The 26,874-nt window shown below is 41.5% G+C and carries 27 protein-coding genes; 20 read left to right on the top strand and 7 right to left on the bottom strand.

Annotated elements, in window-relative coordinates:
* Positions 1–44 precede the first annotated feature (44 nt).
* The 4 genes from FRX45_RS18940 to FRX45_RS18925 all read left to right on the top strand — a co-directional run bounded on the left by FRX45_RS18940 (position 45) and on the right by FRX45_RS18925 (position 3,842).
* Positions 45–1,307, top strand: coding sequence for a replication-associated recombination protein A (locus FRX45_RS18940; protein ID WP_152270048.1), 1,263 nt, complete (start codon positions 45–47; stop codon positions 1,305–1,307).
* A gap of 137 nt (positions 1,308–1,444) precedes the next feature.
* Positions 1,445–1,891, top strand: a complete 447-nt coding sequence (locus FRX45_RS18935) for a GNAT family N-acetyltransferase (RefSeq protein WP_152270047.1) — start codon at positions 1,445–1,447, stop codon at positions 1,889–1,891.
* Positions 1,892–2,025: 134 nt separating this feature from the next.
* Positions 2,026–3,009: a hypothetical protein gene (locus FRX45_RS18930; RefSeq protein ID WP_152270046.1), complete on the top strand. Its 984-nt coding sequence runs from the start codon at positions 2,026–2,028 to the stop codon at positions 3,007–3,009.
* Positions 3,010–3,320: 311 nt separating this feature from the next.
* Positions 3,321–3,842 carry an acyl-CoA thioesterase gene (locus tag FRX45_RS18925; RefSeq protein ID WP_152270045.1) on the top strand — a complete coding sequence of 174 codons (522 nt, stop codon included), beginning with the start codon at positions 3,321–3,323 and terminating at the stop codon, positions 3,840–3,842.
* Between the two features lie 9 nt (positions 3,843–3,851).
* Here FRX45_RS18925 and FRX45_RS18920 read toward each other — a convergent pair whose 3' ends face one another.
* A complete protein-coding gene (locus FRX45_RS18920; protein ID WP_152270044.1) occupies positions 3,852–4,586 on the bottom strand; it encodes a lysophospholipid acyltransferase family protein in 735 nt (244 codons plus the stop codon).
* A gap of 131 nt (positions 4,587–4,717) precedes the next feature.
* Between FRX45_RS18920 and FRX45_RS18915 the strand changes: the two genes are divergently transcribed.
* From FRX45_RS18915 to FRX45_RS18905, 3 genes are all read left to right on the top strand, one after another.
* Positions 4,718–5,449 (top strand): SIMPL domain-containing protein, encoded by a 732-nt coding sequence (locus FRX45_RS18915; protein ID WP_152270043.1) that lies wholly within the window; start codon positions 4,718–4,720, stop codon positions 5,447–5,449.
* A gap of 180 nt (positions 5,450–5,629) precedes the next feature.
* Positions 5,630–6,289, top strand: coding sequence for a hexitol phosphatase HxpB (gene hxpB, locus FRX45_RS18910; RefSeq protein WP_193311775.1), 660 nt, complete (start codon positions 5,630–5,632; stop codon positions 6,287–6,289).
* A gap of 500 nt (positions 6,290–6,789) precedes the next feature.
* Positions 6,790–7,365: a DUF937 domain-containing protein gene (locus FRX45_RS18905; protein ID WP_152270041.1), complete on the top strand. Its 576-nt coding sequence runs from the start codon at positions 6,790–6,792 to the stop codon at positions 7,363–7,365.
* Between the two features lie 13 nt (positions 7,366–7,378).
* On the opposite strand, the gene FRX45_RS18900 is transcribed toward FRX45_RS18905, so the two are convergent.
* Genes FRX45_RS18900 through FRX45_RS18890 form a run of 3 tightly spaced genes read right to left on the bottom strand, consistent with a single transcriptional unit; the run spans position 7,379 to position 9,459 of the window.
* Positions 7,379–7,594, bottom strand: a complete 216-nt coding sequence (locus FRX45_RS18900; RefSeq protein ID WP_152270040.1) for a hypothetical protein — start codon at positions 7,592–7,594, stop codon at positions 7,379–7,381.
* Positions 7,591–8,841, bottom strand: a complete 1,251-nt coding sequence (locus FRX45_RS18895; protein WP_152270039.1) for an MFS transporter — start codon at positions 8,839–8,841, stop codon at positions 7,591–7,593. The genes FRX45_RS18900 and FRX45_RS18895 overlap by 4 nt, the downstream gene beginning before the upstream one ends.
* A 27-nt stretch (positions 8,842–8,868) precedes the next feature.
* Positions 8,869–9,459 carry a TetR/AcrR family transcriptional regulator gene (locus FRX45_RS18890; protein WP_152270038.1) on the bottom strand — a complete coding sequence of 197 codons (591 nt, stop codon included), beginning with the start codon at positions 9,457–9,459 and terminating at the stop codon, positions 8,869–8,871.
* Positions 9,460–9,613: 154 nt separating this feature from the next.
* Between FRX45_RS18890 and FRX45_RS18885 the strand changes: the two genes are divergently transcribed.
* Complete coding sequence (locus FRX45_RS18885; protein ID WP_152270037.1) at positions 9,614–10,039, top strand: SRPBCC family protein; 426 nt, start codon at positions 9,614–9,616, stop codon at positions 10,037–10,039.
* A gap of 92 nt (positions 10,040–10,131) precedes the next feature.
* Positions 10,132–10,590, top strand: a complete 459-nt coding sequence (locus FRX45_RS18880) for a hypothetical protein (protein WP_152270036.1) — start codon at positions 10,132–10,134, stop codon at positions 10,588–10,590.
* 47 nt (positions 10,591–10,637) lie between these two features.
* Here the strand turns inward: FRX45_RS18880 and FRX45_RS18875 are convergent, their stop codons facing one another.
* Complete coding sequence (locus FRX45_RS18875; RefSeq protein ID WP_152270035.1) at positions 10,638–13,445, bottom strand: hypothetical protein; 2,808 nt, start codon at positions 13,443–13,445, stop codon at positions 10,638–10,640.
* A 333-nt stretch (positions 13,446–13,778) separates the two neighbouring features.
* Here FRX45_RS18875 and FRX45_RS23740 point away from each other — a divergent pair, with 333 nt between their 5' ends.
* From FRX45_RS23740 to FRX45_RS18835, 9 genes are all read left to right on the top strand, one after another.
* Positions 13,779–13,913: a hypothetical protein gene (locus FRX45_RS23740; protein WP_262884217.1), complete on the top strand. Its 135-nt coding sequence runs from the start codon at positions 13,779–13,781 to the stop codon at positions 13,911–13,913.
* Between the two features lie 77 nt (positions 13,914–13,990).
* Entirely contained in the window at positions 13,991–15,079 is a 1,089-nt protein-coding gene (rhaT, locus tag FRX45_RS18870; RefSeq protein ID WP_152270034.1) for an L-rhamnose/proton symporter RhaT, read from the top strand.
* A 27-nt stretch (positions 15,080–15,106) separates the two neighbouring features.
* Positions 15,107–17,227: a bifunctional aldolase/short-chain dehydrogenase gene (locus FRX45_RS18865; RefSeq protein ID WP_152270033.1), complete on the top strand. Its 2,121-nt coding sequence runs from the start codon at positions 15,107–15,109 to the stop codon at positions 17,225–17,227.
* 207 nt (positions 17,228–17,434) lie between these two features.
* On the top strand, positions 17,435–17,749 hold the full coding sequence (rhaM, locus tag FRX45_RS18860) for an L-rhamnose mutarotase (protein ID WP_152270032.1): 315 nt from the start codon (positions 17,435–17,437) through the stop codon (positions 17,747–17,749).
* 10 nt (positions 17,750–17,759) lie between these two features.
* Positions 17,760–19,034 carry a sugar isomerase gene (locus FRX45_RS18855; protein ID WP_152270031.1) on the top strand — a complete coding sequence of 425 codons (1,275 nt, stop codon included), beginning with the start codon at positions 17,760–17,762 and terminating at the stop codon, positions 19,032–19,034.
* Positions 19,035–19,144: 110 nt separating this feature from the next.
* Positions 19,145–20,527 (top strand): FGGY-family carbohydrate kinase, encoded by a 1,383-nt coding sequence (locus FRX45_RS18850; protein WP_152270030.1) that lies wholly within the window; start codon positions 19,145–19,147, stop codon positions 20,525–20,527.
* Between the two features lie 162 nt (positions 20,528–20,689).
* Positions 20,690–21,577, top strand: coding sequence for a transglutaminase-like domain-containing protein (locus FRX45_RS18845; protein WP_152270029.1), 888 nt, complete (start codon positions 20,690–20,692; stop codon positions 21,575–21,577).
* Positions 21,574–21,966 (top strand): DUF4258 domain-containing protein, encoded by a 393-nt coding sequence (locus tag FRX45_RS18840; RefSeq protein WP_152270028.1) that lies wholly within the window; start codon positions 21,574–21,576, stop codon positions 21,964–21,966. The genes FRX45_RS18845 and FRX45_RS18840 overlap by 4 nt, the downstream gene beginning before the upstream one ends.
* Before the next feature lie 74 nt (positions 21,967–22,040).
* The gene (locus FRX45_RS18835) at positions 22,041–22,751 is read left to right on the top strand and encodes a lysophospholipid acyltransferase family protein (RefSeq protein ID WP_226805458.1); all 711 of its coding nucleotides are present in this window, start codon (positions 22,041–22,043) and stop codon (positions 22,749–22,751) included.
* A 76-nt stretch (positions 22,752–22,827) separates the two neighbouring features.
* On the opposite strand, the gene FRX45_RS18830 is transcribed toward FRX45_RS18835, so the two are convergent.
* The gene (locus tag FRX45_RS18830; protein ID WP_152270026.1) at positions 22,828–24,210 is read right to left on the bottom strand and encodes a Gfo/Idh/MocA family protein; all 1,383 of its coding nucleotides are present in this window, start codon (positions 24,208–24,210) and stop codon (positions 22,828–22,830) included.
* Positions 24,211–24,348: 138 nt separating this feature from the next.
* Here FRX45_RS18830 and FRX45_RS18825 point away from each other — a divergent pair, with 138 nt between their 5' ends.
* The gene (locus FRX45_RS18825) at positions 24,349–25,185 is read left to right on the top strand and encodes a sugar phosphate isomerase/epimerase family protein (RefSeq protein WP_152270025.1); all 837 of its coding nucleotides are present in this window, start codon (positions 24,349–24,351) and stop codon (positions 25,183–25,185) included.
* An 11-nt stretch (positions 25,186–25,196) separates the two neighbouring features.
* Here the strand turns inward: FRX45_RS18825 and FRX45_RS18820 are convergent, their stop codons facing one another.
* On the bottom strand, positions 25,197–25,457 hold the full coding sequence (locus tag FRX45_RS18820) for an acyl-CoA-binding protein (protein ID WP_152270024.1): 261 nt from the start codon (positions 25,455–25,457) through the stop codon (positions 25,197–25,199).
* 88 nt (positions 25,458–25,545) lie between these two features.
* Here FRX45_RS18820 and FRX45_RS18815 point away from each other — a divergent pair, with 88 nt between their 5' ends.
* Entirely contained in the window at positions 25,546–26,544 is a 999-nt protein-coding gene (locus FRX45_RS18815; RefSeq protein ID WP_152270023.1) for a sterol desaturase family protein, read from the top strand.
* The last annotated feature ends 330 nt before the right edge of the window (positions 26,545–26,874 follow it).

Below are 26,874 nucleotides of genomic sequence, written 5' to 3'. Positions count from 1 at the left end.
CACTTAACCATCGAATTGAACTTATCACTTATTTTTGCTCCACTATGGCAGCTCCACTGGCAGAACGGTTACGACCACAATCATTAGACGAGCTTGTAGGACAGGAACATCTTACCGGACAGGGAAGCATATTGCGTAAAGCCATACAACAAGGCAAAATCCCTTCCATGATCTTATGGGGGCCGCCCGGTGTTGGCAAAACAACCATTGCTAACATTATCGCACATACGCTTAATGTTCCCTTTTATACGTTGAGCGCCATAAGCGCCGGTGTAAAAGAAGTAAGGGAAGTAATTGAAAAAGCAAAGCTTCAGCCCGAAAGCATTTTGTTCATTGATGAAATTCATCGCTTTAACAAAGGTCAGCAGGATGCTTTGCTGGGGGCTGTAGAAAAGGGCACGATCACCCTCATTGGAGCAACAACCGAAAATCCATCCTTTGAAGTAAATGCGGCCTTACTGAGCCGATGTTTGGTGTACGTATTAAAGCCACTTGATGAAACCGCTTTAAAAAAATTACTGACACTGGCTATCGAAAAAGATGTGGTGCTCAGTAAACGCAAAATAACATTCAAAGAAACTGCCGCGCTTTTGAATATTTCAGGTGGCGATGCCAGGAAATTACTGAACCTGCTGGAATTGGTTGCAGACGGCGTTCCCGGGAATGAATCCATATCCGTAACGGATGACCTGGTAATGGATATTGCCCAAAAACGCATTGCACTGTACGACAAAAGCGGGGAACAGCACTATGATATTATTTCAGCATTCATTAAATCCATCCGCGGCAGCGATCCCAATGCAGCCGTTTACTGGCTGGCAAGAATGATTGAAGGCGGAGAGGATGTAAAATTTATAGCAAGAAGATTGGTCATTCTGGCAAGCGAAGACATTGGCAATGCCAACCCCAATGCACTCTTGCTGGCTAACGCCACGTTTGAAGCAGTTAATAAGATCGGCTATCCAGAATCCAGGATCATATTATCGCAATGCACCACCTATCTTGCTTCATCACCCAAAAGCAATGCAGCATATCTTGCTATAGATGCAGCATTGACTGCGGTTAAACAATTTGGCGATTTACCCGTGCCCATGCATATACGCAATGCGCCCACCAAATTGATGAAAAACTTAGATTATGGAAAAGGCTACCAGTATGCGCATGATTATCAGAAAAATTTTTCGCCACAGGAATATTTGCCCACCGAGGTCAAAGGCACCGCTTTTTATAATCCGGGCAAAAATGCCAGGGAAGAAGAATTAAGAAAATGGCTGAAAGAACTTTGGAAAGATAAATATGGGTATTGAAGATTTGAAATTTAAGATTTGAGATTTATCCACCCCGGCGGACAGGCTTGCCTGCCGCAGGCAGGTTTGGTTCTTGTTATTTGGTTCTTTACTTCGGATTTCGAACTTTGTATTTCGTTATCATATATCAAATTCCTATGGTGCTGCAATGGACACTTAAAACATTTGACGAACTCACTGTTCATGAGTTGTACAAAATTATGCGGTTGCGCATGGAAGTATTTATAGTGGAACAACAATGCGCTTTCTTAGATGCCGATGATAATGATCAGAAAGCGTGGCACTTATGCGCATGGAAAGAAAACAAATTAGTGGCTTATACCCGCATATTCGCACCCGGAATAATGTATAAGGAAGCGGCGATCGGACGGGTGGTTAATGCTCCACCGGTACGCGGAACCGGGGTTGGCAAGGCATTAATGGAACGTTCTGTTCTTGCTGTATATCAATTGTTTGGGCGCATTCCCATCAAAATCGGCGCCCAGTTATATCTTAAAAAATTTTATGAAAGCATGGGATTTGTCCAGGACAGCGATATCTACCTGGAAGACAATATTGAACATATTAAAATGATCCTGCCTTAAAGTAATTTCTCTTACACATCTGCTTTATCTCATTCATTACCCCCGGATCTGCGCCTTTTTCTGCCATACTATTTTACAGCTTACTCCGTTAATTAGGTCAGTCCAATACTTTTTGAAAGCTTAAATCCGCTCTCATGACGCAAAAATTACCCAACAAAATTTTTCGTGCCTGTATCATTACGGCCATTAGTTTATTTTCAGTAAAATCGTATAGCCAGTACATCTTTTTTGATAAGCCGGTATACGAGATAGGCCTCAATATAGGACCTTCCAATCTTCTTGGCGACCTGGGCGGGCGCTATGGCACGGGCAAAACATTTCTGAAAGACAACAACATCCAAATGACCAAGCTGATGAAAGGTGCTTATCTCACCATTCGTCCGAGTGAGCTTTTTGGTATAACGCTTGCCGCAAATTTTACTACACTTGAGGGAGCCGACAGTATCATCGTGGATAAGGGCGGTCCTGAACTTGCCCGTAAGAACAGAAATCTTTCAGCCAGGATACCTGTACAGGAAGTTACCTTAACCGGTGAAATATATCCCACGGTGTTTCTGGAAGATGATGACAAGGATTTATATCACAAATTCCGGCCTTATGGCGTGATCGGTATAGGCGTTTTTCATTTTAACCCGCAGGGCCAATATACCGCATCCAATGGCACAAAAACATGGGTTGACCTGAAACCTTTGCGCACTGAAGGTCAGGGCATGCCTCAATATCCCGACAAAAAAGAATACAGCCTTACACAGATTAATATTCCTTACGGCGTGGGTATACGCTATTATTTTTCCGATAAAGTAAACGCCGCATTTGAAATTGTAAACAGAAAAACCTTTACCGATTATATTGATGATATAGGAACGGAGTTTATTGCCGACAGCGATTTCGACAGCTATTTTGGTGCGGGATCAAGAACGGCAACCATTGCCAAACAAATGCACAATAAGGCGCAGCAGGTAAGCCCAGGCACCAGAATTCCCTATTATAATGCAGGAGATAAACGTGGCACGCCTACCAGGAACGATTCTTATTATTCCGCAAGCATTAAAGTGGGTATTCGTTTGGGTGGCAACGGGGGCTCATCAGGTATTTTACGCTGCCCTATGATTTTTTAAAATCAATTGACAATCCATATCCTGAAACTAAAAAACTAAAGCCATGAAGAAAACGATTTCAACCAATATTGTTGCTATAAGGGTTATGCTTATAGCCATACTGATCATTTATACCTTTATTGCTAACGCATAAAGAGATCGCATTTACATTATTTATACATGAAGCATTTGAGACGTAAAAGGTAAGGGACAACATCCCTCACCTTTTATTTTTTACGAAAAGCCCGCCATTTACATACATGCAGCTTAAGCGCTCTTTCCCGGATAATCAGCACTTGGTACCAACCCTTATCTTTGCGTAAAATTCATTAATGGAAATAATCTTAAAAAAGGCCAGTGAATCATTGGTAATGATGACGGAGCTGGTACTGCCTAATGATACGAATGTATTTGGAAACCTTATGGGCGGCAGGCTCATGTACTGGATGGATATAGCTTCAGCCCTGTCTGCCCAAAAACATGCCAACGCGCCGGTAGTGACCGCTTCTGTTGATAATATTTCTTTTGAGGCGCCTATTCTGCTTGGGAATGTTGTTTATATCGAAGCTAAAGTAAGCCGGGCGTTTACCACTTCTATGGAGGTACATATTCGCGTATGGGGCGAAGATCTGAAACGGCAGCACAAATACAAAAGCAATGAAGCCTATTATACTTTTGTGTCACTCAATGCAGATGGAAAACCGTCGCCCGTTCCTCAACTTACGCCCCAGTCCGAATACGAGCAGAAATTATATGAAGGAGCCATGCGAAGAAGGCAGTTGAGATTAATATTAGGTGGTAAAATGAAACCCAATGATGCATTTGAACTTAAGGCGCTTTTTGCCGAAGAATAGTTTCACAATTTAGTTTTTATACTCAGCACTTTGTTCTATGGCATCCATCAGTTGACCGAGCATGTCATCCAGACTGTCGTCATAATTAATGGTAAGCGGCGGCTTAAAACTCACTGTTAAAAGCACTCCCTTCTGCATAAGCTTCAGGTTTTTTTTATGAAAAGCCTTATTAAAACCATCAATCACGATAGGTATCACCACGCAATGGCTTTGCTTCACCAGGAAAGCTGTGCCTTTTCTCCCGGGCGCAAAGGGCGTGGTAGTTCCCTGCGGAAAAGTAATTACCCAGCCCCGGTTTAGCGCATTCAAAATTTTTTTGGTGTCGGAAAGATTTAACCCTTTTCTTACTGTCTTATCCTCTTCCACCCAGGTACGTTTAACCGTTAGGGAACCCGCCAAAGCCATTAGCCTGCTCATGAAAGTTTTTTTCATGGTGTCTTCCGCCGAAACAAAATACACGTTTGTAAAAGGATTAAGCAGGTAATAAGGAACACCCAGTTTGTTTTCTTTTCTCCACTTTACCGCGCAAAAAATATGCAGGAAAGCAATCACATCCATAAAATAGGTTTGGTGATTGCTCACGAATAATACATTATTACGGGGCAAATTTCTGAGATGTTCTGTACCTGTAATTTTAATACGGTTCATAATCGCCAACCCGGGGTACGACAGGCAACCAATGATAACATATACGACCTTTCGTACCAGTTTTACATAGCGCAATCTTTCAAAAAATGAACCCATTAGTAAATGTTTATACCCATGATTTGCTTTGCAATATAGGCTATTTGTAAAAACTTTGTTAACCCTCATGCAACGCTCCTGTATAAATATGTAATCAACAAAAAGATCACATCCTGTATAAAATTATAATCATGAAAAAATTTGTATTCGCATCCGTATTAGCCATTGTTGTAAGCGCCACCACCGCGCAGGTAAATAATCCGGCATATAACAATCCCTATCCTAAAACGATTAATGTAACAGGAAGCGCAGAAATGGAAATTGTTCCCGATGAGATATATGTGCAGGTGAACTTAAGGGAATATGAAAAAAAAGGTTCGGGCAAAATAAATATGGAAACCATCAAAAAACAGTTCCTGCAATTGTGTAAAAATGCGGGCATTCCGGATTCTCTCATAAGCATTGCAGCCTACCAGGGGGCAGATCGCTTATACTGGCTGAATAAAAAGAAAAAGACCCCGGACATGATGGCAACCATCAGTTATATCATCAAATTCAACAGCATACAAAAGATTGACGCAATTGTTGAAAAATTAGATGATGAAGCAACCCAGGGATTTTTTATCGTGAAAACCTCGCACAGCAATATGGATGCATTTCGCATGCAATTAAAAATACAGGCTGTAAAAGCAGCAAAAGATAAAGCCATTTATCTTTCGGAAGCTATTGGTGAAAAAGCGGGAGTAGCTGTTTCTATCCAGGAACCGGTAGATTATTCCGTAATGCCCGTATATAGAAATGCTGCTGCCAATGTAAAGCTTCGTGAAAATGATCAATATGCAGACAACGCGGAATATGCTGATATTGATTTCAAAAAAATAAAACTGAAGTTTGAAGTGCAGGCTGTTTTCGCATTGCAATAAGCTCAGCCGGATAGCCGCCAGAAATAAATAATGACTGGCGGCACTTCCCACCCTCTCACCTTTTACATCTCACCTCCCCTCTTGGGCTGTCTGCTTTCAGCGATCAGCCATCAGCTAACTTCTCACTTTTCACTATTCACCCCTCACCACTCACTATCCCGATTCCTTTATATTTGCAGGATGCAAACAGATACCGTAATTTTTGATATGGATGGATTACTCATTGATTCTGAGCCCTTGTGGGAAGAGGCGGCAGCAGAAGTCTTACAGGAGTTCAATATTCAGCTAACAACAGAACAATTTCATAATACCAGGGGTTTACGCACGGAAGAATGGATTGCACACTGGCTCCATCATTTTAAAAAAGACCTGCGTTTTGTGAATGATGCAATGGAGATGATCATTAAAAAAGCGACTGAAAAAATTGACAGTCATGGCACAGGAATGCCGGGAGTGCAGGAAATATTCGCTCTTTTGAAACAGCATCATTATAAAATTGGCCTGGCTACTTCTTCTCCAATGGCAGTAGTACATGTGGTAGCCGGCAAATTAAACATCGGGCATTACCTGCAGGCTATGACCTCCGCTCAATTTTTAAAATTTGGTAAACCCCATCCGGAAGTTTACCTCGCCTGCGCTGCAGAATTACAGTCTTCTCCCATTAAATGTATTTGTTTTGAAGATTCATTTAACGGTATGATCGCTGCCAAAGCTGCGCGGATGAAATGCGTGGTTGTACCCGATCAGCAAATGCGCCATCAACCCAGATGGAATGCTGCCGATTTACAATTAGAAAGTTTGCTGAATTTTGGAGAGAACGAGTTAAAGCTGTTCCATTAACCTGCCAATGACAGATAAAATTAAATCCGAATCCAGAATTTCGAAATCCTAAAAGATACAAAGGACCAAATAACAAAAAACAAGAACCAAATAAAAATTCAAATATTAAATTCGAAGCTAAATAACAGCCTCAATTCTTCAATAAAATATGCGGGGCTATTGGAAATGAGCAGCAGTTTAAAAGCATTTATTGAAAGCAGGCAAGTCCAATTAAAAGGAAACTATTGGGGAAAAAATTGGACACCCGGGGAAATGCTTCGGTGATGGTAAAATAAATTATAGAATTATTTTCATCCCATGCTAAAATTTTTATCCATCCTAAAACTGCTATCATTTTTTCAGTAGTTGCGGCATCACGCCTTTGTAACAGGCATATCCAATCACAAATAGCTTTTGTTGCAAATACTATGCTTTCCCTATTTTAAAGATTTCCATTTATGAATAGTTAAAGCAATGTTTTGTGGCATCATTTTCTGATTATAATGCATAAACGCTTATTTATGTCAGTAAATCTTTTAGAAACTGTTATCAAAAATCTTGGTTATAAAGCCCTGCATAAGGTAGATCCTAACGAACAGGAGGTTAAACTATTTGATAGCCTTTCGGCTGATGAAAAACTTTACCAGGCCGCAGTACCGGCTACGTTAACTGCCTTTTCGTTATTTGCTGTAACAGGCAAAGGCTATGAAAAGATTATGAACTCTGTTCTGAAAGAGCAGCACCCGGATATTTTCGGGGGAAAACAGCAGGAAATGGCAGAAAAAATAGCGCAGTATTCGGGCGCAACAGCAGATAAAGCCAAAGAAGTAATGAGCAGCGTTGCACAGGAAGCCATGCGTATTGTTCAAAATGAAAAGGATAAAGGAGTTTCCATGGATAAAATTAAAAACAACATGGATGATCATCGGCAAACCATTTTGCAATATTTGCCGGCTTCCTTACAATTGGGCGAATTGCTTGATGATGGCAGCATGGACGACCGCACTCATAAAATGGAAGGACCCATGTCGAACCTGGCCCATATGTTTGAAAAAAAACTTCCCGGTGGTGAAAAACCGCCTGAGAAAAAAGCATAGCATATTTTCCTGCTCAACCAGCTAATTCTTCGCAAATAAATCCTGCGGTACGCATTGCCGACATCAACTCCTCAACAGGCAGGTCTTCATATTCTATTCTCAATATCCTGTCGCAATCATCTAAATCAAAATTCCATTTGCCGCGGGTCGTAACCAGCTTATCGAGCAGGTACGCAACCTGCCGGGCCTGCGTTTTATTTTGTACCGATGTTTTGAATACCCAAATCATAGAGCTAATTTAACCTGTTGCTTTTTTTGAATATGGTTGTTTAAAAAATACATGAGCAATATGGCTACCATCATAGACAGCACTACTACATAACCGAGTGTGTTGTAATGCACCAAAGCGCCGCTGCTGTTTTGCACCACAATCATTCCCGCTATAGCTGAAGCTACGCCACCCGATATTTGCTGCACAGCAGCATTGATACTCATAAAAGCGCCCCTGTCCTGTGGCTGTGGAACCGCGGTTAATAATGCCGATGCTGAGATCATCCGTGATGAAATTCCTACAAACAATATTACATTCAGCGCTATGGCTATCCATAGCGGGGTAGCGCCTAAGTTTGTGTATATAAGGACCATGCACATGCTGAGCACAGATCCGAACGCAAAGATTTTATATTTTCCAACTTTATCGCTTACCCTCCCTATCAATGGCCCGAAAAGGATGGAAAAAATTCCCATTACACCATATAATAAAGGCAGGCTCTTTAACGGGATGTTCATATTATTGGTCATAAAAGCGCTGCCAAACGGCATTAGCATAAACCCGCCTGTAGCGAGTAAAATGGTGGCCGTAAACCCTTTCACATAATCAGGCTTGGAAACCGTTTTCCATAAATGCTGAAATGCACTCCTGTTGTGTTTTAAGAGAAGATGTTCGGTTACCGGTTGCATATATATCCAAATAATGCATCCCACAATAACAGTAAATCCGGCTATCATCCAAAACGGCGAATGCCAGCCGAAATAATTGGCCAGCAGCAGTCCAACAGGAATGCCTAATACCTGGCTTGCCGCAAAAGCCATTTGTACAAACCCCATTACGCTTCCTCTTGTTTCCAGCGTAAATAAATCCGTAATAATGGCAAAACTTACAGACCCTATAACGCCTCCAAATAAACCGGTTACTATGCGTGCTATCAGTAAAAAATGGTAATTGGGTGCAACGGCACACAATACAGTACCGGTAATAAACCCTGCATAAAAGAACAACAGCATTTTTTTCCTGTCGAATTTATCGGCGAAGCCTGCAGCCAGTAATCCGGAAACGCCGGCGCTGAAAGCATAAGCCGATACCACTAATCCAAACTGAGAGGGCCTGATATTTAATTCCGGCAGCAATATGGCTCCAAGTGGAGACAATACCATGAAATCTAAAACAATTGTAAACTGCAATATGGCCAATATGGCAATTACAAATTTTTGATACCTGGTAAATGTATGTTTAACAATGCTTCCCTGATGATTCATGTATGTTCAGATAAAAGTGAATACGATTTATTCGGGTTGTAATGCTTTTATAACCAGTTTAAATGTTTGTTTCATAATAGTATCGGTAAGCTTAAAGTTTTCATTCATCATAGACTTTTCATTAAGGTGAAACCGCACAAGAGCATAAAAACTACCATAGGCAAGCGACCAGAAAATTTCGGGTTCCATCCTGGCAAGTTCACCGCGCCTTATGGCATTCAGCACAAAATGTTTCATGTTATTCTTAAAAACAGACAGGTTAATATCGCTGTGATTAATTAAAGGTGAGTTCCTGAATTGCTCGTAAAACTGGTAATGCACCGGGTATTTCAGAATGAAGCGCAGCCTGTTTTTCCATTGCAACCATAAGCCTTCTTCAAAAGACAGCTCGGGACTGAAACCCGCCAGCGCTACATCCGAAAAAGTTTGTTGTACCTGTATAAACAACTGGTTCAGCAGGTCTTCGCGGTTTTTAAAATAGATGTAAATAGTAGAGGCGGAGATATTGGCAGCCTTAGCTAATTTTTGCATGCTCAGCCCGTCAAAGCCATCCATCACAATCATTTCCATTGCTTTTTCACGGATGGCTATTTCTTTATTTTCATCTTTCTTACGCATGATGAAACAAAATAAACGAATATTCGTTCATTTTATAATAAAAGATTTCCACATTCGTCTGTTTATCTCCCAAGTTTCATGAAATAAAAATGACGACATTATTGCGTAACCAATCGGTTTCATATATATTTGTGGAGACTAAAAATGAAGCGCAATGAAAAATGAACCTTTTATAATAGAACGCAGTTTTGCTGCTCCCGTTAAAAAAGTATGGAAGGCCATAACCGATAAGGATGAGATGAAACAATGGTATTTTGATCTGCCGGAATTTAAACCAGCGATTGGATTTGAATTTCAATTTTATGGTGGAACTGAAGAAAAACAATACCTGCATAAATGCAGGATAACAGAAGTAGTAATTGAAAAAAAACTTACCTATAGCTGGCGGTACGAAGGATATGAGGGCATTTCCTTTGTAACTTTTGAATTATTCGCCGAAGGGAATACTACCCGGCTAAAACTTACTCACGAAGGACTGGAATCATTCCCGTCAACGAATCCCGATCTGGCCAAAGAAAATTTTGCCGAAGGATGGAAACAGATCATTGGTGAATCTCTGAAAACATTTGTTGAAAAGTGACTCCATACAGCTTTAACAAAACTGCTGTATAATAAATTCTAATTTGCAGGCGTTTTGTAGGTTAAAAAGCCATATTCTGCAAATTAGCTCCCATGAAAAAACTTATCTACTTATTCGTGTTCTTTTCCGCTACGGCCGTGCTGGCACAAAATAATAAAAAACCTGCAGCATCCACAGCATTGCCTAAAATAGCCATCACCATTGGTGGCTTTAAAGGCGGCGATATTACTTCGGATATACTATCCCGTATAATTGATTCATCGCTGGTGGCCCGCGACCAAAATGGAAATAAGTATCCTATTGCCCGTTTCCGTTCTATATACAAATTTAAAAGCAGCTACGAAGATCCGGATACAGGAGAACGCAAAACAACCGATGACATGCGGGTAAATGATTTCAGCGATACGAATATAATGTCTGAACTGTGGCGGCAAAGTATTAAAGATAATATTATCAAAGGTGACCAGATGATCCTTGACAATGTGATCGTGCAATTGAAAAACGGAACCAAAATAATGGCGCCGGCCATTACATTTAAAGTAATCCAATAAAGCACTTAAAATCTGCGCATCTGCGGCTAACAAATAAATGATTTTTATCAACGGCTCAGCAAATCTACCGGTAAAATAAATTCCCACAAACCTTTATTCACTGCTCCTGCTATATCATTATCCAATAACCGGCTGTAGCGCACACCAAAAGCAACAGGCTGCTGGTTCCACCATTTGGTATCAAAAAAAACTTCCGCTCCCGTACTCCTGAATGAAAAAACATCACCTGTACGCAAACTTTTGGCCTGTGCATAATCGAAAAAAAGGTTTGCTCTTATCCGCATGAAATAAACGAGTTGTCCAAAACCCCAATCGGGATAAAACAATGGAAAATGGTAATTGACACTTCCCTTCCACATTCTTGGTGCATCAACACTATTGTATCCGCGGGCAAAAGGAAAATTATTTGAAAAACGGTATTGATCCGCTGTATCACGTGCCTGGAAAGCACCGCTAAGCACAAGGCTGTGATTGATGCCAATGCCCGGGAAATACAATGATCCGGATGCCAGCAACTGACTGGCGCTATAATCATTAACAACCGTGCGGTATCTCACCAAGAAACTTTGTGCGAAATGCGGATTGATGTGCTGTACCGCTTTTTGGGTTTGGCTACCCCAGTTCACCGAAAACTGGAGATAATTGAACACGGGACCTGCGATGCTGTCTTTATACTTTCCCGTGATATTTAATTGTTCTACGTTAAAAGAAGAAGCCAGCGTAAGGTTTTTATACCAGTTTCCTTTTGTAAAATTTAGCGGGAGGGAAAGCCCGATGTTGGCATTCAATTCATTCCAACGTATGGTTCTGATGCTGTCGCTTACTTTTCTGTTGAAGGTATAAGACAGTCCCCCCGTTATCCACGGGAACCATGCGCCGAACATTCCGTTAAACCCTGTTTTATGACTTCCTTCATTTTCATTATAGGTATAATACAATTGCGATTGAATGGTATTCAGAATATTTTGTCCGTATACTGTAAAACTCCATTCCGGCTGTTCGTAATAAGGCCGCCAGCTATGAAAATTAAACGGAGCCGATAATTTTCTATATTTCGAAACCGGCAATTGCTGGTATGGAATATGGTCTAAAATATTTCCGCCTGTTTGCTGCAATGCCGTGGGCAAATAAAGATCAGGTGTATTTATGGTGGCCGCACTCATCAGGGGTTGCCAGTCACCCGCTTGTAGCTGTTTTTCTTTGAGTTGAAGGCCTGCCGCCGTAAAACTGCTCCATACCAATCTTCCTGCGCCGTTGATAGCCGGCTGGTATGCGCCCAACGGTTCGTTGGTAAGTTTAAAAAGATTTCCTGTTTTTATATCCACCGTAAAAATATCATCCTGGTAACCTTTACCAGCCGAAAAATAAACCGTGTCGCCTTTCAGCACCGGAAATCCTTTTACTTCGTAACTCCATGGCAACAGGTTATCGGTTTCACCGGTTTGCAAACTGATCATAGCCAATGTCATTAAGCCCTGTTCATTTCTTATACAGGATATAACATGATTGCGGTCGTAAAATTTCGGATAGGTATAAACGAATTGCGCTGTCTTTTGGGGCACAACCTTCAGCAACAATCCGGTGGTTGCATCCAGCACATGCAACTCTGATCTTTGATCGGGCGCAAATTGCACTGCAATAATGGTGTTGCCGTCCTGCGAAAGATCGGGCTGAAAGTATTTGCTCCTGTGCGTTAATTGCTTTACCTGCCTCGTTGCTGCATCAAGCACTTTTATTACACTATAATCTCTTTGGCCCCAGCGTGCATCCGGCTCATACGCGGTATAAATAATTTTGCCGTTCCGGTAAGCATAGTAGTCATCACGCGAAATATCTTTAACCCTTATTTTTTCTTCTCCATTTTTTGTAACCCAGTACCATGCAGGATTGTTCCGGTACGTTTTTTTTAACACCAGTATGGAGTCTTCTCCTTCAAAATAAGGCAATACATAATCCGATACATATTTGTCATTCCCTTTTGTGATAAAAGAAGTGCCGGAAGAAAGGTCAGATTTTTCTTTATAAAACTGCATCGCATTTTTTACAAAACCATTATATGGCAATCCTGCATACTTTTTTACAGCATGCTGAAAGGGATAAAATAAACCTTTAAATCTTGCCGCATCATCTGTTACCCTGGTCCAGAACCTGTCTCCATATTTTTCCCTGCCATAGCCTGTCAATAAATAGCCCAGAGCATAATGATCCGGAATATAATGCCGCAATGACCCGTTCCGGAGTTTCATATAGCTGTATTTTTTATCGGCCTGCCACAATGAACGGTAAGCGTTAAAAAAATAAGGCAGTCTTCCCCTCCCCTGCTCACTTACTGCCGTTTCCTGAAAAACAGCATCACCCTCAAAAAACCAGTTGGGGATGGCCGCACCGTTGGCAATGGCCTCTCCCTCTTCCCCCAGGATGATATATGCCAGTTTTGATAATCCCTTCCTGTAATTCATATACTGTTGTACATGCCTGTATTCATGAATGGCTAAATTATCGGCCCAGGGTAAACTGCCCAGTTGAAAACTGTTGAGTTGCGGAGTGAGAAAAAATTCGCTGCGCCATGGCGCCAATCCAACATAGGCATTGGATTGGGTGGTTTGGTTTTGCAGCACCATATTGATCTTACGCTGAGCCGTACCCGCAGTGGCATTGGTATGTTCATTGAGGTACTGAACAATACCCGCAATACGCCGCGCTATTGAATCGGTACCATAGGGATATATCACACGAACTGCCGGTGTATTTACCTGCTGCCATTTAACCGAAGGCGGATTGCCGCCAAATTCCTGTGCGAAAACGGAAACCGATGTAATGAGTAATAAAAAAAACAACAGGGAATATGAACGCATATTCAAAAAATTGCAGCCTAAATATACGCTCAAAATGGATAGCCCTTAACCCACATCATCAATATGCCTCATCAATAACATTTTATTCAAATGATATCCGGCTTCATTAGAGTATAAAAATCAGATTTACTTTTTGACATGATTTGTTTGTTTTTTTTATTAAAAAATCCGATAATTACAGGATAGTTATTATTTTTTCATCATCGTATTCAAATTACACGGCCCATAGAAATGCAGTTTTGCAATCCGGATTATTTCCATCCGGCATTCATTAAGCCCTTACCGGCACTTCCATATCCTTACCTGTAATTAACAATACCAATATGTATACATATGATTAAGGCCAGGCGGACCGGCATTCCACATGGCAAAAAATTGATCTTTAAAAAAGCTATCGGGTTAAAATCCGTTAATGCAATATTAAGTCAGGCATTGTTTCCTGCATTGCAATTACACGACAGCACATGACAGCACATGACAGCTTTAACAAGGGTATAGTATACTTTTGAACATAGATTGTTTCCACCACTTGAAAAGACAAATGAATGCAGGTAATTTTAGGAATTGTTTATCATTTTATCGGAGGTTTTGCATCGGGCAGTTTTTATACTCCCTTTAAAAAAGTAAAGGGCTGGGCATGGGAAAGTTACTGGATAGCGGGCGGCATTTTTTCATGGTTAATTGTTCCCCCATTGGCTGCTTATTTAACCATTCCCGGTTTTGCGGAAATCATTAAAAGCACCGATGGCAGCATTTTAGGCATTACTTATTTGTTTGGTGTGCTTTGGGGCATAGGAGGATTAACCTATGGTTTGGGCGTACGTTACTTAGGCATTTCGCTGGGCACCAGTATTATATTAGGCTTGTGCATGGTATTTGGTTCACTTATACCTTCCATATACTACAATTTTTTTCCAAAAGAGGGTAAGGATACTTTTAGTATGCTCATCCATTCAACATGGGGACTGTATGTACTTGCAGGACTGGCAGTATGTGTATTGGGAATCATTTTCTGTGGTAAAGCAGGGATGATGAAGGAAAGAGCGTTAAACAGCTCCGGAACCGATCCGCATGGCATGCAAATGAAGATTGAATACAAGTTTGGGCTGGGTTTACTGGTATCCATTGTGTCGGGAATCTTAAGCGCCTGTTTTAATTTTGGTATAGAATCGGGAAAATCAATGGCGCATACCGCCAATGAAATATGGAAAACAGCACATCCCGGGCAAGGCGAATTTTTGTTCCAGAATAATGTAATTTTCGTTGTAATACTCTGGGGAGGGCTTACTACTAATTTTATTTGGTGTATGATCTTAAATGCACGCAATAAAACGTTTGGAGATTATACGAATGCAAAAACACCACTACTGTCCAATTATATTTTCTCCGCTTTGGCCGGCATTACCTGGTTTCTCCAGTTTTTCTTTTACGGCATGGGCGAAAGCAAGATGGGCAATGGCGCCAGTTCCTGGATATTGCATATGGCATTTATTATTTTAATAGCTAACTTTTGGGGTATTGTGCTCAAAGAATGGAAAGGGGTAACCGCTAAAACAAGGACCATGATCACGCTGGGAATTGTTACCATAATAGTAGCTGTTTTACTGGTTGGATATGGTAATTCGTTAAAATAAATTTATTGAAACACTAAAATAAAAAATATGCCTTCTGTTACAACAAATGAATTTAAGCATGTGAGTTATTTATGGGATGATGCAAAAGCTGCAGCGCTTGCAGGAGATGAAGTGGGCTTACTGATTTATCGTTCCAATTTATTAGGCGCCGATCTGCGGCTAACGAATTATGGCGGCGGTAACACTTCGTGCAAAGTAATGTCGAAGGATCCGCTTACCGGCACGGAAACAGAAGTGATGTGGGTTAAAGGTTCAGGAGGCGATTTAGGGACATTGAAGAAAAGCGGGCTGGCCGCTTTGTATGTAGACCGTTTAAGAAGTCTCACCAATGTATACCGTGGCATTGATCATGAAGATGAGATGGTGGAACTGTTTAATCATTGCATTTTTGATCTGAGTTCCAAAGCTCCTTCTATTGACACGCCTTTGCATGGTTTTCTGCCTTTTAAACATATTGACCACCTGCACCCGGATGCCGCAATTGCCATTGCAGCCGCCAAAGACGGCAAACGCATTACACAGGAGCTTTTTAACGGCACCATAGGCTGGGTTGAATGGCAGCGGCCGGGCTTTGATCTTGGATTAAAATTAAAACAATGCCTTGATGAAAATCCGGGAATACGCGGCATTATGCTCGGCTCGCACGGTTTGTTTACATGGGGTGATACGGCATTTGAAAGCTATATTAACACATTGGAAGTGATTGAGCGCTGTGCAGCCTACCTCGAAGAAAACATAAAAAATAAATCCGTATTCGGTGGCGCAAAAATAGAATCCTTACCGAAAGAAGAAAGGCTGGATAAAGCAGCCCTTTTAGCACCTGTGCTCAGGGGATTTTGTTCTTCCAATGTAAAAATGATTGGTCATTTTACAGACGATGACAGGGTTCTGGAATATACCAACTCCAATGACCTGGAAAGATTAGCGCCTATGGGCACCAGTTGCCCCGACCATTTTTTAAGGACTAAGATCAGTCCCCTGGTACTGAATCTTACTCCCGCTGAAAACCTGGCGGATGTAGCGGCCATAAAAGAAAAACTGAAGCCGCAGTTTGAAGCCTACCGGAAAATGTATACGGAGTATTATGAAAAATGCAAACATGCCAATAGTCCTGCTATCCGCGATGCCAACCCGGTGGTGATACTATACCCTGGTGTGGGCATGTTTACTTTCGCTAAAGACAAACAAACAGCGAGGGTAGCCGCCGAATTCTATATTAATGCTATTAATGTAATGAAGGGTGCCGAGGCCATTTCTGAATATACTTCCCTGCCCCGGCAGGAGGCTTTTAATATTGAATACTGGTTGCTGGAAGAAGCTAAATTGCAACGTATGCCAAAGCCAAAAGCTTTGTCGGGAAGGATTGCTTTGGTAACAGGCAGCGCAGGAGGAATTGGTAAAGCCATTGCTAAAAAGTTTGCAGACGAAGGCGCTGTGGTAATGGTAAATGATAATGATGCGGAAAGATTAACCAATGCAAAAAAAGACTTTGCAGCTCATTATAGTAAAGATGTTTTTTCGGCAGAACTATTAGATGTTACGGATGCCAACACCATTCGCAAAACTTTTAAAGCTACGGCATTGGCCTTTGGAGGCGTTGATATTGTAGTAAACTGTGCCGGTTTATCTATTTCCAAACCATTGGAAGAGCATACCGAAAAAGACTGGGATTTATTGTATGATGTATTGGTAAAAGGTCAGTTTCTCATTACACAGGAAGGCGCAAACATGATGCGCAAACAGGATATGGGCGGTGATGTTATTAATATTGTAAGTAAAAACGCACTGGTAAGCGGTCCTAACAATGCAGGCTATGGCTCTGCTAAAGCGGCACAATTGCATTTAAGCCGTTTGAATGCCGCTGAATTAGGGAAAGATCATATCCGCGTTAACGTGGTAAATCCGGATGCAGTTATTTCCGACAGTAAAATATGGGCAGGCGCATGGGCACAGGGACGTGCCAAAGCATATGGTGTAACAGTTGAAGAGCTGCCGGCTTTTTATGCCAAACGTACCTTACTGAATGAAATTATTCTGCCCGAAGATATAGCCAATGCATGTTTCGCTTTTACAGGAGGGCTATTGAACAAGGCCACAGGCAATGTGCTGAACATTGACGGCGGCGTTGCCATGGCTTTTGTAAGATAGGAGTAAACATTAAATCCGAAGCCTTAAATCCGAAATTCGAAGAAGGCTGTCAGCAATCAGCTTTGGGCAACGAGCAATACAAGAAGAAGAGATGTTCAGCCTGTCATTAGCAGTTACTCAGCTGATAGCTGACGGTTGAAACCTGTAACTTGAAACCTGTAACCTGTAACTTGCAACTGAATCAAATTTTAAATCTCAAATTCATACATGCACCGTCTCGCGTTTATAATGAAACTGAATAAAGGCTTTGAAGCCGAATACCAAAAGCGGCATAACGCGATATGGCCGGAACTGCAGGCATTATTAAAAGAAAGCGGCATACAGGAATATTCAATTTTTCTGGAGGAAGCAACAGGAAACTTATTTGGTTATTTACAGGTCGGTGATCAATCGGCTATGAATGCATTACCCCAGCACCCCGTTATGCAACGCTGGTGGCATTATATGAAAGATATTATGGAGGTGAATGATGATGAATCTCCTGTAAGCATTCCGCTTAAAGAAGTGTTTTACATGCCATAAAAACAAACTTATGCAGATAGAAAAATATAAAATTGAAAACCATAATGAATCTTTGCTGAAAGCACATCGCAGCAAATTTGAGTATAGCAGTGCAACTATTGAAAAAGCGGAAAGCATCGTAAAAAAACTTACAGATTTCCAGGTAGCCATTCCCAGCTGGGCTTTAGGAACAGGTGGTACAAGGTTTGGAAGATTTTCGGGTGGCGGCGAGCCCCGCAACCTGGAGGAAAAAATTGAAGACATTGGTTTGCTGCATGCCCTCAACAAATCAAGCGGCGCCATATCGCTTCATATTCCATGGGATATTCCCGAAAATCCTTCGCACATCAAAGCGCTGGCGGCACAAAACGGCTTACAGTTTGACGCCATGAATTCCAATACCTTCCAGGATCAGCCCAACCAGCAACTGAGCTACAAGTTCGGGTCGCTGCAAAATGTAAACGCGGCGGTTCGCCGGCAGGCAATTGATCATAATATTGAAGTGATCCGTTATGGTGCAGAACTGGGTTCAACCTCTTTAACCGTATGGCTTTCCGACGGCTCCTGTTTTCCGGGACAACTCAATTTCCGGGAAGCATTTCAAAACACATTAAGCGGGTTGCAGGAAATTTACAAGGCCTTACCAGACAACTGGAAGATATTTGTGGAATACAAAGCATTTGAACCCAATTTTTATTCCACTACAGTTGGCGACTGGGGGCAATCGTATTTGTATACCAGCAAACTGGGCAATAAAGCATATACATTGGTAGACCTCGGGCATCACCTGCCCAATGCCAATATTGAACAAATCGTTTCGCTTTTACTGATGGAAGGAAAATTGGGTGGCTTTCATTTCAATGATTCCAAATACGGAGATGATGATCTTACTGCCGGAAGCATTAAACCCTACCAGCTTTTTCTCATATTTAATGAACTGGTAGAGGGAATGGACGCCAAAGGAATGAACCATGCCACAGATCTGGGCTGGATGATTGACGCATCGCACAATGTAAAAGATCCGCTGGAAGACCTGGCACAATCTGTAGAAGCCATACTCATTGCCTATGCCCAGGCTTTATTAACCGATAGCAAAGCATTACGGCAGGCCCGCCAGGACAATGATGTAGTAAAGGCACAGGAAATATTACAGCATGCTTTCCGTACGGATGTACGTCCGTTAGTAGCCGAAGCCAGGCTGCGCGCCGGGGCGGCATTGGATCCTATAGCCTTGTTCCGTAACGAAAAGATACGCGAACAGCTCATCAAAAACCGGGGAACAAAAACGGTAGCTACCGGGCTGTAGAAGAGGTGAGTGGCGAGAAGTGAGTAGAACACCTTATGCTTCTCTTGTATGCATTCTTTTTTCACACGCTGATTTTTGTCTTTAAACCCCTACCGCTTACCTTTACAATTATGAGTAATAGTTTGTCCGTTATTGCCATTTATGATATTGGCAAAACCAACAAAAAAGTATTTCTGTTTAACGAAGCATACGAAGTAGTATATGAAAAAAGCGCCACCCTTCCTGAAACAACAGATGAGGATGGATATCCCTGCGAAAACCTGGAATTGCTAACACAATGGATCAGGGAATCGTTTACCGAAATAGCCGGATTAAAGGAATTTAATATCGCAGCTATCAATTTCACTTCCTATGGCGCCAGTTTTGTGCATATTGACGAGAATGGTAAGCCTCTAACGCCGTTGTACAATTACCTTAAACCCTACCCGGAAGATTTAAAAAAGAAATTCTATAGCCGGTACGGAGGAGAAATAATGCTCTCCATGCATACGGCTTCCCCTGTATTGGGCAGCTTAAATTCGGGCATGCAACTGTACCGTTTAAAATATGAGCAAAAAGTGGTATTTGACCAGATCGCTTATTCCCTGCATCTTCCACAATACATAAGTTATTTGCTTACCGGGAAAACCTGCTCGGATATTACCAGCATTGGCTGCCATACCAACCTGTGGAATTTCCCGCAGAACAATTATCACGAATGGGTATACAGGGAAGGACTGATAAGTAAATTGCCGCCCATTTTTGCTTCAGATAAGGTAAAAGAGCTAATACTTTCAGGAAAAAAAATCATGGCCGGCATGGGCTTACACGATAGTTCAGCAGCGCTTATCCCCTATCTCACCAATTTCAGGGAACCATTTATATTGATTTCCACGGGCACATGGTCCATCAGCTTTAACCCATTCAACAATATGCCCCTCACGGTGGAAGAGCTGCAGCAGGATTGTTTGTGTTATATGACCTATCATGGCGCGCCGGTAAAAGCTTCGCGTTTATTTGCAGGATACGAACATGAACAGCAGATAAAAAGGCTGGCTGAACATTTTAACAAGGGCACAGATTATTATACTACTGTACAATTTGATAAAAGCATTGTTGCGGCATTGCGATTGCAACCGCCCGCCCCTGCAAAAAACGCATCTTCCATAACAGTGTTCCCCGAAAGGGACATTAGCTCATTCGGGAGCTATGAACAGGCCTATCATCAGCTTATACTGGATATTATCAGCCGCCAAATCAGTTCTACCGGACTGGTGCTGGAAGGCACGGATGTGAAAAGGATTTTTGTTGACGGAGGATTTGGTAAAAATCCGCTGTATATGCATTTGCTGGCAGAGGCCTTCCCGGGTATAGAAGTATACGCCGCATCTATAGCCCAGGCAACTGCCCTGGGTACTGCGCTTGCCATACATCCCCACTGGAACAGCAAGCCTGCTCCGGCGGATACTATTAAATTGGTCTATTACAATATCGGTTCCGAACAAAAGAAATAGCACTGAACCCCGGAACTGAGCTTTTAAATACCATATATCTCTACTTGTCCACCTGCTGTGGAAAAAAAGAATAGTATATATCCATTTGTGCAACCGATATTTATCTAAATTCTCTTACAATAAAAGGCGGATTCATGCGTCTATACCTTATTCATAGTTCCCATGGAAGAAACCCGTGAAATAAATGCGTTGCTGCATCTTATAGATGATCCGGATAACGAGGTATTTGATACCGTGAGCAGCAGGATCGTAAGCTATGGCAAACCCATCATCCCCAACCTGGAACAGTTGTGGGAGAACACTCCTGATGAAATAATCCAGGGAAAGATTGAATTACTCATACACCGGCTCCATTTTCATGAATTACAGGCTGATATTTCAGCCTATGCAAAAGCAACGCGCCATGATCTTTTGGAGGGGGCACTGCTGGTAGCAAGGTACCAGTATCCCGACCTGGCAGATACACCTATTTTTCAGGAGATAGAAAAAATAAAGCGCAATATCTGGCTTGAGCTCAACAGCTATCTTACCGCACTGGAGCAGGTAAATATCATCAATCGTATTTTCTTCACTTATTATAAATTTAAAGGTGTTGAAGTTTCTTATCAGCACCCCGAAGAATTCCTGGTCAATAAAGTGCTGGAAACCAAACGCGGCAATTCGATAATGAACGGCATAATATACCAGTTGCTGTGCGGGCTGCTTGATATTCCGGTAAAGGCAATTAAGATCCCGCGCCAGTATCTGCTCGCTTATTTTGATACATCATACGACTATTTTAACCCCAAAAAAGAAAATGACAATAACATACATTTTTATGTTGACCCTATGAACGGTCATGTATACACGCATAAAGATGTGGAAAATTATTTCAAAAAAATAGGCGTCCCCATCACTACATCCTATTTCAAGCCAATGGACCACAGGCTCATTTTGCAGTTTCTGCTGGAAGAATTGGCCAAATGTTTCGACACCAGCGATAAACTGTACAAGCAAACGGAATTGCTTATTCTTGCCGATGTTATGGGGCATGACAATACCTTAAAATGAAGAAGGGACGTTTAACGCGGTATCTTATTTTACTGCTGGTATGCTGCGGCTTGTTCTGGTTGTATTACAGCAACAATGCTCCGCAGCAGGATACTGAAGCAGATGGCAGCTTTAACCGTGATCTTACGCCGCTTATTTATACCCGTCATGCACGGTGCAGGATGGGCTGCAGGCATATTGACGACAGCGAAATAAAAGAGATACTGCAAAAAGGGAAGATCAATTACAGTAAGAGTGATCTGCATTCGAAACCAGATCCCAAATATGCTTTGGAAGGCATAACACATGATGATCAGCAGGTACGTATTGTTTTTGCACCTTCAAAACGGGGCATGGTAGTTATTACCTGTATAGATATGAATGAAGAATGGGAGTGCAACTGTAATTAAATACATCACGAAGAACATAACTGTTCATGAATCTGTTGGTTAAAGCAGTTCGGTGGCTCTACAATATTTATGCAATGCTTCTGTTCGTATTGCTTATGCTTATTGTATTCCCCTTTGTGCTGATTGCTTCTTTTATGGGGCCTGTACAGGGAGGAAATGCCATATACCGTATCTGCATGTTATGGGGTGATATATGGTTTCCGCTGGTGGGTATTATTCATAAAAATATTTATGAATCGCCTCATGATAAAAAGAGAGCATATATTTTCGTCACCAATCATATTTCCTTTCTTGATGCTGCTGTAATTGTAAAAACCTACCGGCAACCCATACGTGCTTTAGGAAAAAAAGAAACAGCCGGCGTTCCGGTGTTTGGCTATATCTATAAAAATGCAATAGTAACGGTAGACCGCGACAATGCAGCGGATCGTTCAAAAAGCGTAAGAAAATTAAAAGCAGTGCTGAGAAGACATATTTCCATTTTAATATTTCCGGAAGGAACTTTTAATGAAACAGGCAATGCGCTCAAGTCTTTTTTTGATGGTGCTTTCCGCATCGCCATTGAAACACAAACTCCCATTAAACCCGTACTGTTCTTAGATGTATACAACAGAATGCCTTATGGAAAATTATTCACGCTTACGCCGGGCAAAAGCAGGGCTGTTTTTATGGAAGAAATTGCAGTAGCCGGCTTAACGCTAAAAGATATAGAAACACTGAAACAAAAAGTATATGCACAAATGGAAGAACGGCTATTGCATTATGGAGTGGGCCGGATAAGTTAATGCAGGGTGCAGGGTGCAAGTTTCAGGTTAGCGGGCACAGAGTGCAAGGCACACACAACTACTCACTATTCACCTCTCACTTATGCAGCTTCACCTCCTCAATCGTATGATTCAACCTGCTTTTTTCGGCGGCAAAAGCCATCAGGTGACTCACTACAGACACATCAATAGTGGAAGAAAGGATTTGCGCATCGTGATGCCCTACAGCCTGCACCCAGTCCTGCACTAAGCGGTGATCGCCGCCACCATGGAAATCGGTTTTTAAGCTCCATGTGGTTTTTTGCCCGGTTCTGAAATCTGTAATGGTATAGGCTTCCATATCTCCAACAATATCGCCTTTGGTACCCATTATACGGGTGCTTCTGCCTTCATAGGAAGTAAGTCCTTCCATAGAAAAAGCCGCGGTAATGTTTTTTCCGAAACGCATATTAACCGTTAGATGATCGGGCTGGTCGTTATCCATCCGGTATACACAACGGCCGTAATCGGTTGTTTTTAATTTCTTTAGAATAATATAATCCCAGTTGCGGCGCTGTTCGGGCAAATCAAAAACATACAATCGCTTCCTGTCGCGGTAATAAATCTGCAGGGCAGAAAAAGGACAGGTATCTTCCACGGCGCAATTATCTGTGCATCTTTCGGTGCTGCCGGCAGGTGCATTTTCTTTCGTAAACAACCGCAATCCTCCAAAACATTGTATATCTTCAATGGGCTCATTAATAAGCCATCGTAAGATATCAGTGTCGTGGCAGGATTTTGCCAGTATAATGGGTGAAGATTTAGTGCTGTTGTGCCAGTTACCACGTACATAAGAGTGCGCCATATGATCAAAGCCGATAGGTTCTATATGCTGCACACTTACAATATCTCCGATGGTATTAGAAGTAATAATTTCTTTAAGCTGTTTGAAATAAGGAGAATATCTTAATACATGACATACGCCTACGATTCTGCCTGTTGCTTTGGCCTTTTCGTGTATCAGCCTGCATTCTTCTTCTGTAAGAGCGATGGGTTTTTCCAGCAACACATCGTAACCTGCATCCAAGGCGCGCAGGCAGGGACCGGCGTGCAAAGCATCAGGGGTTGCAATAATTACCGCGTCTGCAAATTTTTCTCTTGCAAAAACAGCTTCCCAGTTGTAAAAGCGGTTCATTGCCGGTATATTGTGCTTACGTGCAAATCTTCCGTTACGCACGGCATTTTGGTCGGCAACACCGGTTATGTTTAATTCATTGGGATGAATGAGCGCATAATCTGCATATATGTTTCCCCTGTTGCCCGCCCCAATCAGAATAGCAGATACAGGTTTACTGAGCGGACGGTGTAGAGGATTTTTATAAATATCCTGGTTCAACCCTAATAAGGCCGCAATTTCTTTCCAGGTAAGGATAATGGATTCTGTTGCCTGATTAAATGTGTCTACCGCTATGTTCCTGAATGAAAAATTTCTTAAAGGCATGAATGTAATTTTATATTCATCAACTGTACATATCCTCCTGTAAATTTAAAGATCATATGCCAAACGGCAAATCAAAGCATGATATTGGCATTCTGAAAAAATTGCTTACCTTAATTTCAATTTATAAAAATAAAATTCATGTCATCAAGAAGAAATTTCATTCAAACATCTGCCATTGCTTTGTCTGCCTCTTCCCTGCTGCCATTTGCAGGTGCTGCAAATACTATGCGGAATAAGTTAATGATGAAAAAAGAATTTTTACAAACAGGAATGGCGGGTTATTCTTTTGTTAATTACAATATTGATCAAACCATTGCTATGATGAACCGTGTGGGAATAAGTAATCTTTCTGTTAAAGATTTTCATCTCCCGCTAAACAGTTCGCAGGAAACAATTGATGAAGTATTGGCCAAATTTAAAAGTGGCGGCATACAGGTATATACAGTAGGGGTTATTTACATGAAAACGGAAGCGGAAGTTGATCGCGCCTTTGATTATGCAAAGCGGGTCGGTGTAAATCTGATCATTGGCGTTCCGGGTTATGATTTACTGCAGTATACAGAAAAAAAAGTAAAGGAATATAATATCAGGATGGCTATTCATAATCACGGACCGGAAGATAAATTGTATCCTGCTCCTAAAGATGTGTATGACCGCATCAGCAAAATGGACAAACGCATGGGACTATGTTTGGATATAGGACATGCATTTCGTGCAGGAGCGAAACCTGAAAAGGCCGTGACAGATTATGCGGCAAGAATTTTTGACCTGCACATTAAAGATGTTACTGCCCCAAAAGCAGACGGCAAAGCAATAGAATTGGGACGGGGTGCTATAGATTTCGTTGCATTAATACAGGCATTGCGTAAAATACAATACAAAAGTGTATGCAGTATAGAGTTTGAAAAAGATATGAAGGACGCATTACCCGGGATTGCTGAATCGGCAGGATATTTAAAAGGAGTGATGAGCTGATAAAGATCAGATCAGTTTACTTTTAATTTATTCACGAGGTTAATATATTCCTGCATTGCCACCTCTTTTGTCTTTCCTTTTATGCCCAACCATGCTTCGTACTTGGCTTTAGCAACAAAATCGAAAGGATTAGACGGAGGGTCGGTAGTATTATCGCCTTCAGTTGATTGTTTATACAAAGAATAGAGTTGAAGCAACGTGTCGTTACTTGGTTTTTCCGGCAGCATTTTACTTTCTGCTGCAGCCTGCTCAAATTGTTGCTTCAATTCCATATGTTCGTAATTTTGTGTGAAAATAACAAGTCTTGCTCATAACAAAGGATCTGGTTTAAATATTTATTTACCCTGAACTTTTTACCATATGAACTTTTGGGAAACTTTATACAATGAGGTTATTGGCTTTTTTGGTATGGGCTCTCTTATTAATATGTTCAAATCGGGCGATTACAGAGAGTTACTAACACTGAAAGGAATTATCGGCGCCATCTCTCCCTTCATCCCATTACTGCTTATTATTGAGATCATCCGGAGTGCTGCGTATAAAAAATTTAAAGTAGAAGATTATAAAGTCCCATTCCTCATTTATGTTTTCAATCGCTTTGTGTCGCGGTTCATATCCATAGCTGCTGTTGCCTTTTGCATTGGATTGTTTGAAAAATATGCCGTCTTTAAAACTTCGTTTACGTGGTACTGGCTGATTTACGGATATGTGATATGGGAATTTTCGCATTTCATCTATCATTATCTCGCACATAAAGTAAGGATATTGTGGTGTTTGCATTCCACACATCACGCTCCTCAAACCATGAATCTTTCGGTTACTTATACCCATTTTTTCTTAGAAGCCCCTTATGCTGATGTAATACGGACTACGATCTGCATTCTTGCCGGCGTAAACCCGCCTCTGCTTTTCTTTATCATGTTCATTGACGGCACATGGGGTGCATTTATTCATGTAGGCGAAAACATTATGAAAGATGGCCGCATGGGCTTTTTAAACAAGATCATTCTTACACCCTCGCACCACCGGGTACATCATGCCAGGAACCCGCTGTATATGGATACCAATTTCTGTAACCTGCTGAATATATGGGACAAGGCTTTTGGCACACTGGAAGATGAGCGTAAAGATATGCCACCAGAATACGGCATTACCCGCCCCATGAACGCCAACAGTTTTATTGATGTAAACTTTGGTGAGTTTGGGGTTTTGTGGAAGGATATCCGTCATGCACCCGGTTTCAAAAATAAATTATTGTATTTAATTAAGCCCCCTGGATGGAGTCATACCGGCGAAAATAAAACGGCAAAAATGGTTAAGCGGCAATATCTCGAAATGCATAACCGGTTGAAAGATTAGTGTTTATACCATTCAGAACATAATTATTGAATGGTAGCTCCTGAATATAAAGACTCTTTTAAACCAGGTAAGTATTCCGGCAAACCCTCTTTACACTAATTGTTGCATGATTATTGCACGGGATTTTTTCTATAAAAGGTAAAATACCGGAAAAGACGTAAAGCACGGTTTAATGGCGCATAGCATATCCCTGAATTACATTACCTCATTTCCATTTTAAGAATTTCTCTGTTAAACGCAAAAGAACGGTTTCTTATCGTATGAAATTAACTGAGTTTTAATTAACCGGAAGGGATACATAATGTTTGAAACCAACCGTTTATGTTCCCG

It is taken from the genome of Agriterribacter humi (assembly GCF_009192765.1).
Taxonomy (GTDB): Bacteria; Bacteroidota; Bacteroidia; order Chitinophagales; family Chitinophagaceae; genus Agriterribacter; species Agriterribacter humi.
The sequence above is the reverse complement of the archived record's forward strand: the minus strand, read 5'-3'. Positions and strand labels throughout refer to the sequence as shown.

Bases quoted from the DNA above. Each gene is read 5' to 3' on its own strand.
- FRX45_RS18940 (WP_152270048.1), top strand. From the start codon at position 45: ATGGCAGCTCCACTGGCAGAACGGTTACGACCACAATCATTAGACGAG.
- FRX45_RS18935 (WP_152270047.1), top strand. From the start codon at position 1,445: ATGGTGCTGCAATGGACACTTAAAACATTTGACGAACTCACTGTTCAT.
- FRX45_RS18930 (WP_152270046.1), top strand. From the start codon at position 2,026: ATGACGCAAAAATTACCCAACAAAATTTTTCGTGCCTGTATCATTACG.
- FRX45_RS18925 (WP_152270045.1), top strand. From the start codon at position 3,321: ATGGAAATAATCTTAAAAAAGGCCAGTGAATCATTGGTAATGATGACG.
- FRX45_RS18920 (WP_152270044.1), bottom strand. From the start codon at position 4,586: ATGGGTTCATTTTTTGAAAGATTGCGCTATGTAAAACTGGTACGAAAG.
- FRX45_RS18915 (WP_152270043.1), top strand. From the start codon at position 4,718: ATGAAAAAATTTGTATTCGCATCCGTATTAGCCATTGTTGTAAGCGCC.
- hxpB (WP_193311775.1), top strand. From the start codon at position 5,630: ATGCAAACAGATACCGTAATTTTTGATATGGATGGATTACTCATTGAT.
- FRX45_RS18905 (WP_152270041.1), top strand. From the start codon at position 6,790: ATGTCAGTAAATCTTTTAGAAACTGTTATCAAAAATCTTGGTTATAAA.
- FRX45_RS18900 (WP_152270040.1), bottom strand. From the start codon at position 7,594: ATGATTTGGGTATTCAAAACATCGGTACAAAATAAAACGCAGGCCCGG.
- FRX45_RS18895 (WP_152270039.1), bottom strand. From the start codon at position 8,841: ATGAATCATCAGGGAAGCATTGTTAAACATACATTTACCAGGTATCAA.
- FRX45_RS18890 (WP_152270038.1), bottom strand. From the start codon at position 9,459: ATGCGTAAGAAAGATGAAAATAAAGAAATAGCCATCCGTGAAAAAGCA.
- FRX45_RS18885 (WP_152270037.1), top strand. From the start codon at position 9,614: ATGAAAAATGAACCTTTTATAATAGAACGCAGTTTTGCTGCTCCCGTT.
- FRX45_RS18880 (WP_152270036.1), top strand. From the start codon at position 10,132: ATGAAAAAACTTATCTACTTATTCGTGTTCTTTTCCGCTACGGCCGTG.
- FRX45_RS18875 (WP_152270035.1), bottom strand. From the start codon at position 13,445: ATGCGTTCATATTCCCTGTTGTTTTTTTTATTACTCATTACATCGGTT.
- FRX45_RS23740 (WP_262884217.1), top strand. From the start codon at position 13,779: ATGATTAAGGCCAGGCGGACCGGCATTCCACATGGCAAAAAATTGATC.
- rhaT (WP_152270034.1), top strand. From the start codon at position 13,991: ATGCAGGTAATTTTAGGAATTGTTTATCATTTTATCGGAGGTTTTGCA.
- FRX45_RS18865 (WP_152270033.1), top strand. From the start codon at position 15,107: ATGCCTTCTGTTACAACAAATGAATTTAAGCATGTGAGTTATTTATGG.
- rhaM (WP_152270032.1), top strand. From the start codon at position 17,435: ATGCACCGTCTCGCGTTTATAATGAAACTGAATAAAGGCTTTGAAGCC.
- FRX45_RS18855 (WP_152270031.1), top strand. From the start codon at position 17,760: ATGCAGATAGAAAAATATAAAATTGAAAACCATAATGAATCTTTGCTG.
- FRX45_RS18850 (WP_152270030.1), top strand. From the start codon at position 19,145: ATGAGTAATAGTTTGTCCGTTATTGCCATTTATGATATTGGCAAAACC.
- FRX45_RS18845 (WP_152270029.1), top strand. From the start codon at position 20,690: ATGGAAGAAACCCGTGAAATAAATGCGTTGCTGCATCTTATAGATGAT.
- FRX45_RS18840 (WP_152270028.1), top strand. From the start codon at position 21,574: ATGAAGAAGGGACGTTTAACGCGGTATCTTATTTTACTGCTGGTATGC.
- FRX45_RS18835 (WP_226805458.1), top strand. From the start codon at position 22,041: ATGCTTCTGTTCGTATTGCTTATGCTTATTGTATTCCCCTTTGTGCTG.
- FRX45_RS18830 (WP_152270026.1), bottom strand. From the start codon at position 24,210: ATGCCTTTAAGAAATTTTTCATTCAGGAACATAGCGGTAGACACATTT.
- FRX45_RS18825 (WP_152270025.1), top strand. From the start codon at position 24,349: ATGTCATCAAGAAGAAATTTCATTCAAACATCTGCCATTGCTTTGTCT.
- FRX45_RS18820 (WP_152270024.1), bottom strand. From the start codon at position 25,457: ATGGAATTGAAGCAACAATTTGAGCAGGCTGCAGCAGAAAGTAAAATG.
- FRX45_RS18815 (WP_152270023.1), top strand. From the start codon at position 25,546: ATGAACTTTTGGGAAACTTTATACAATGAGGTTATTGGCTTTTTTGGT.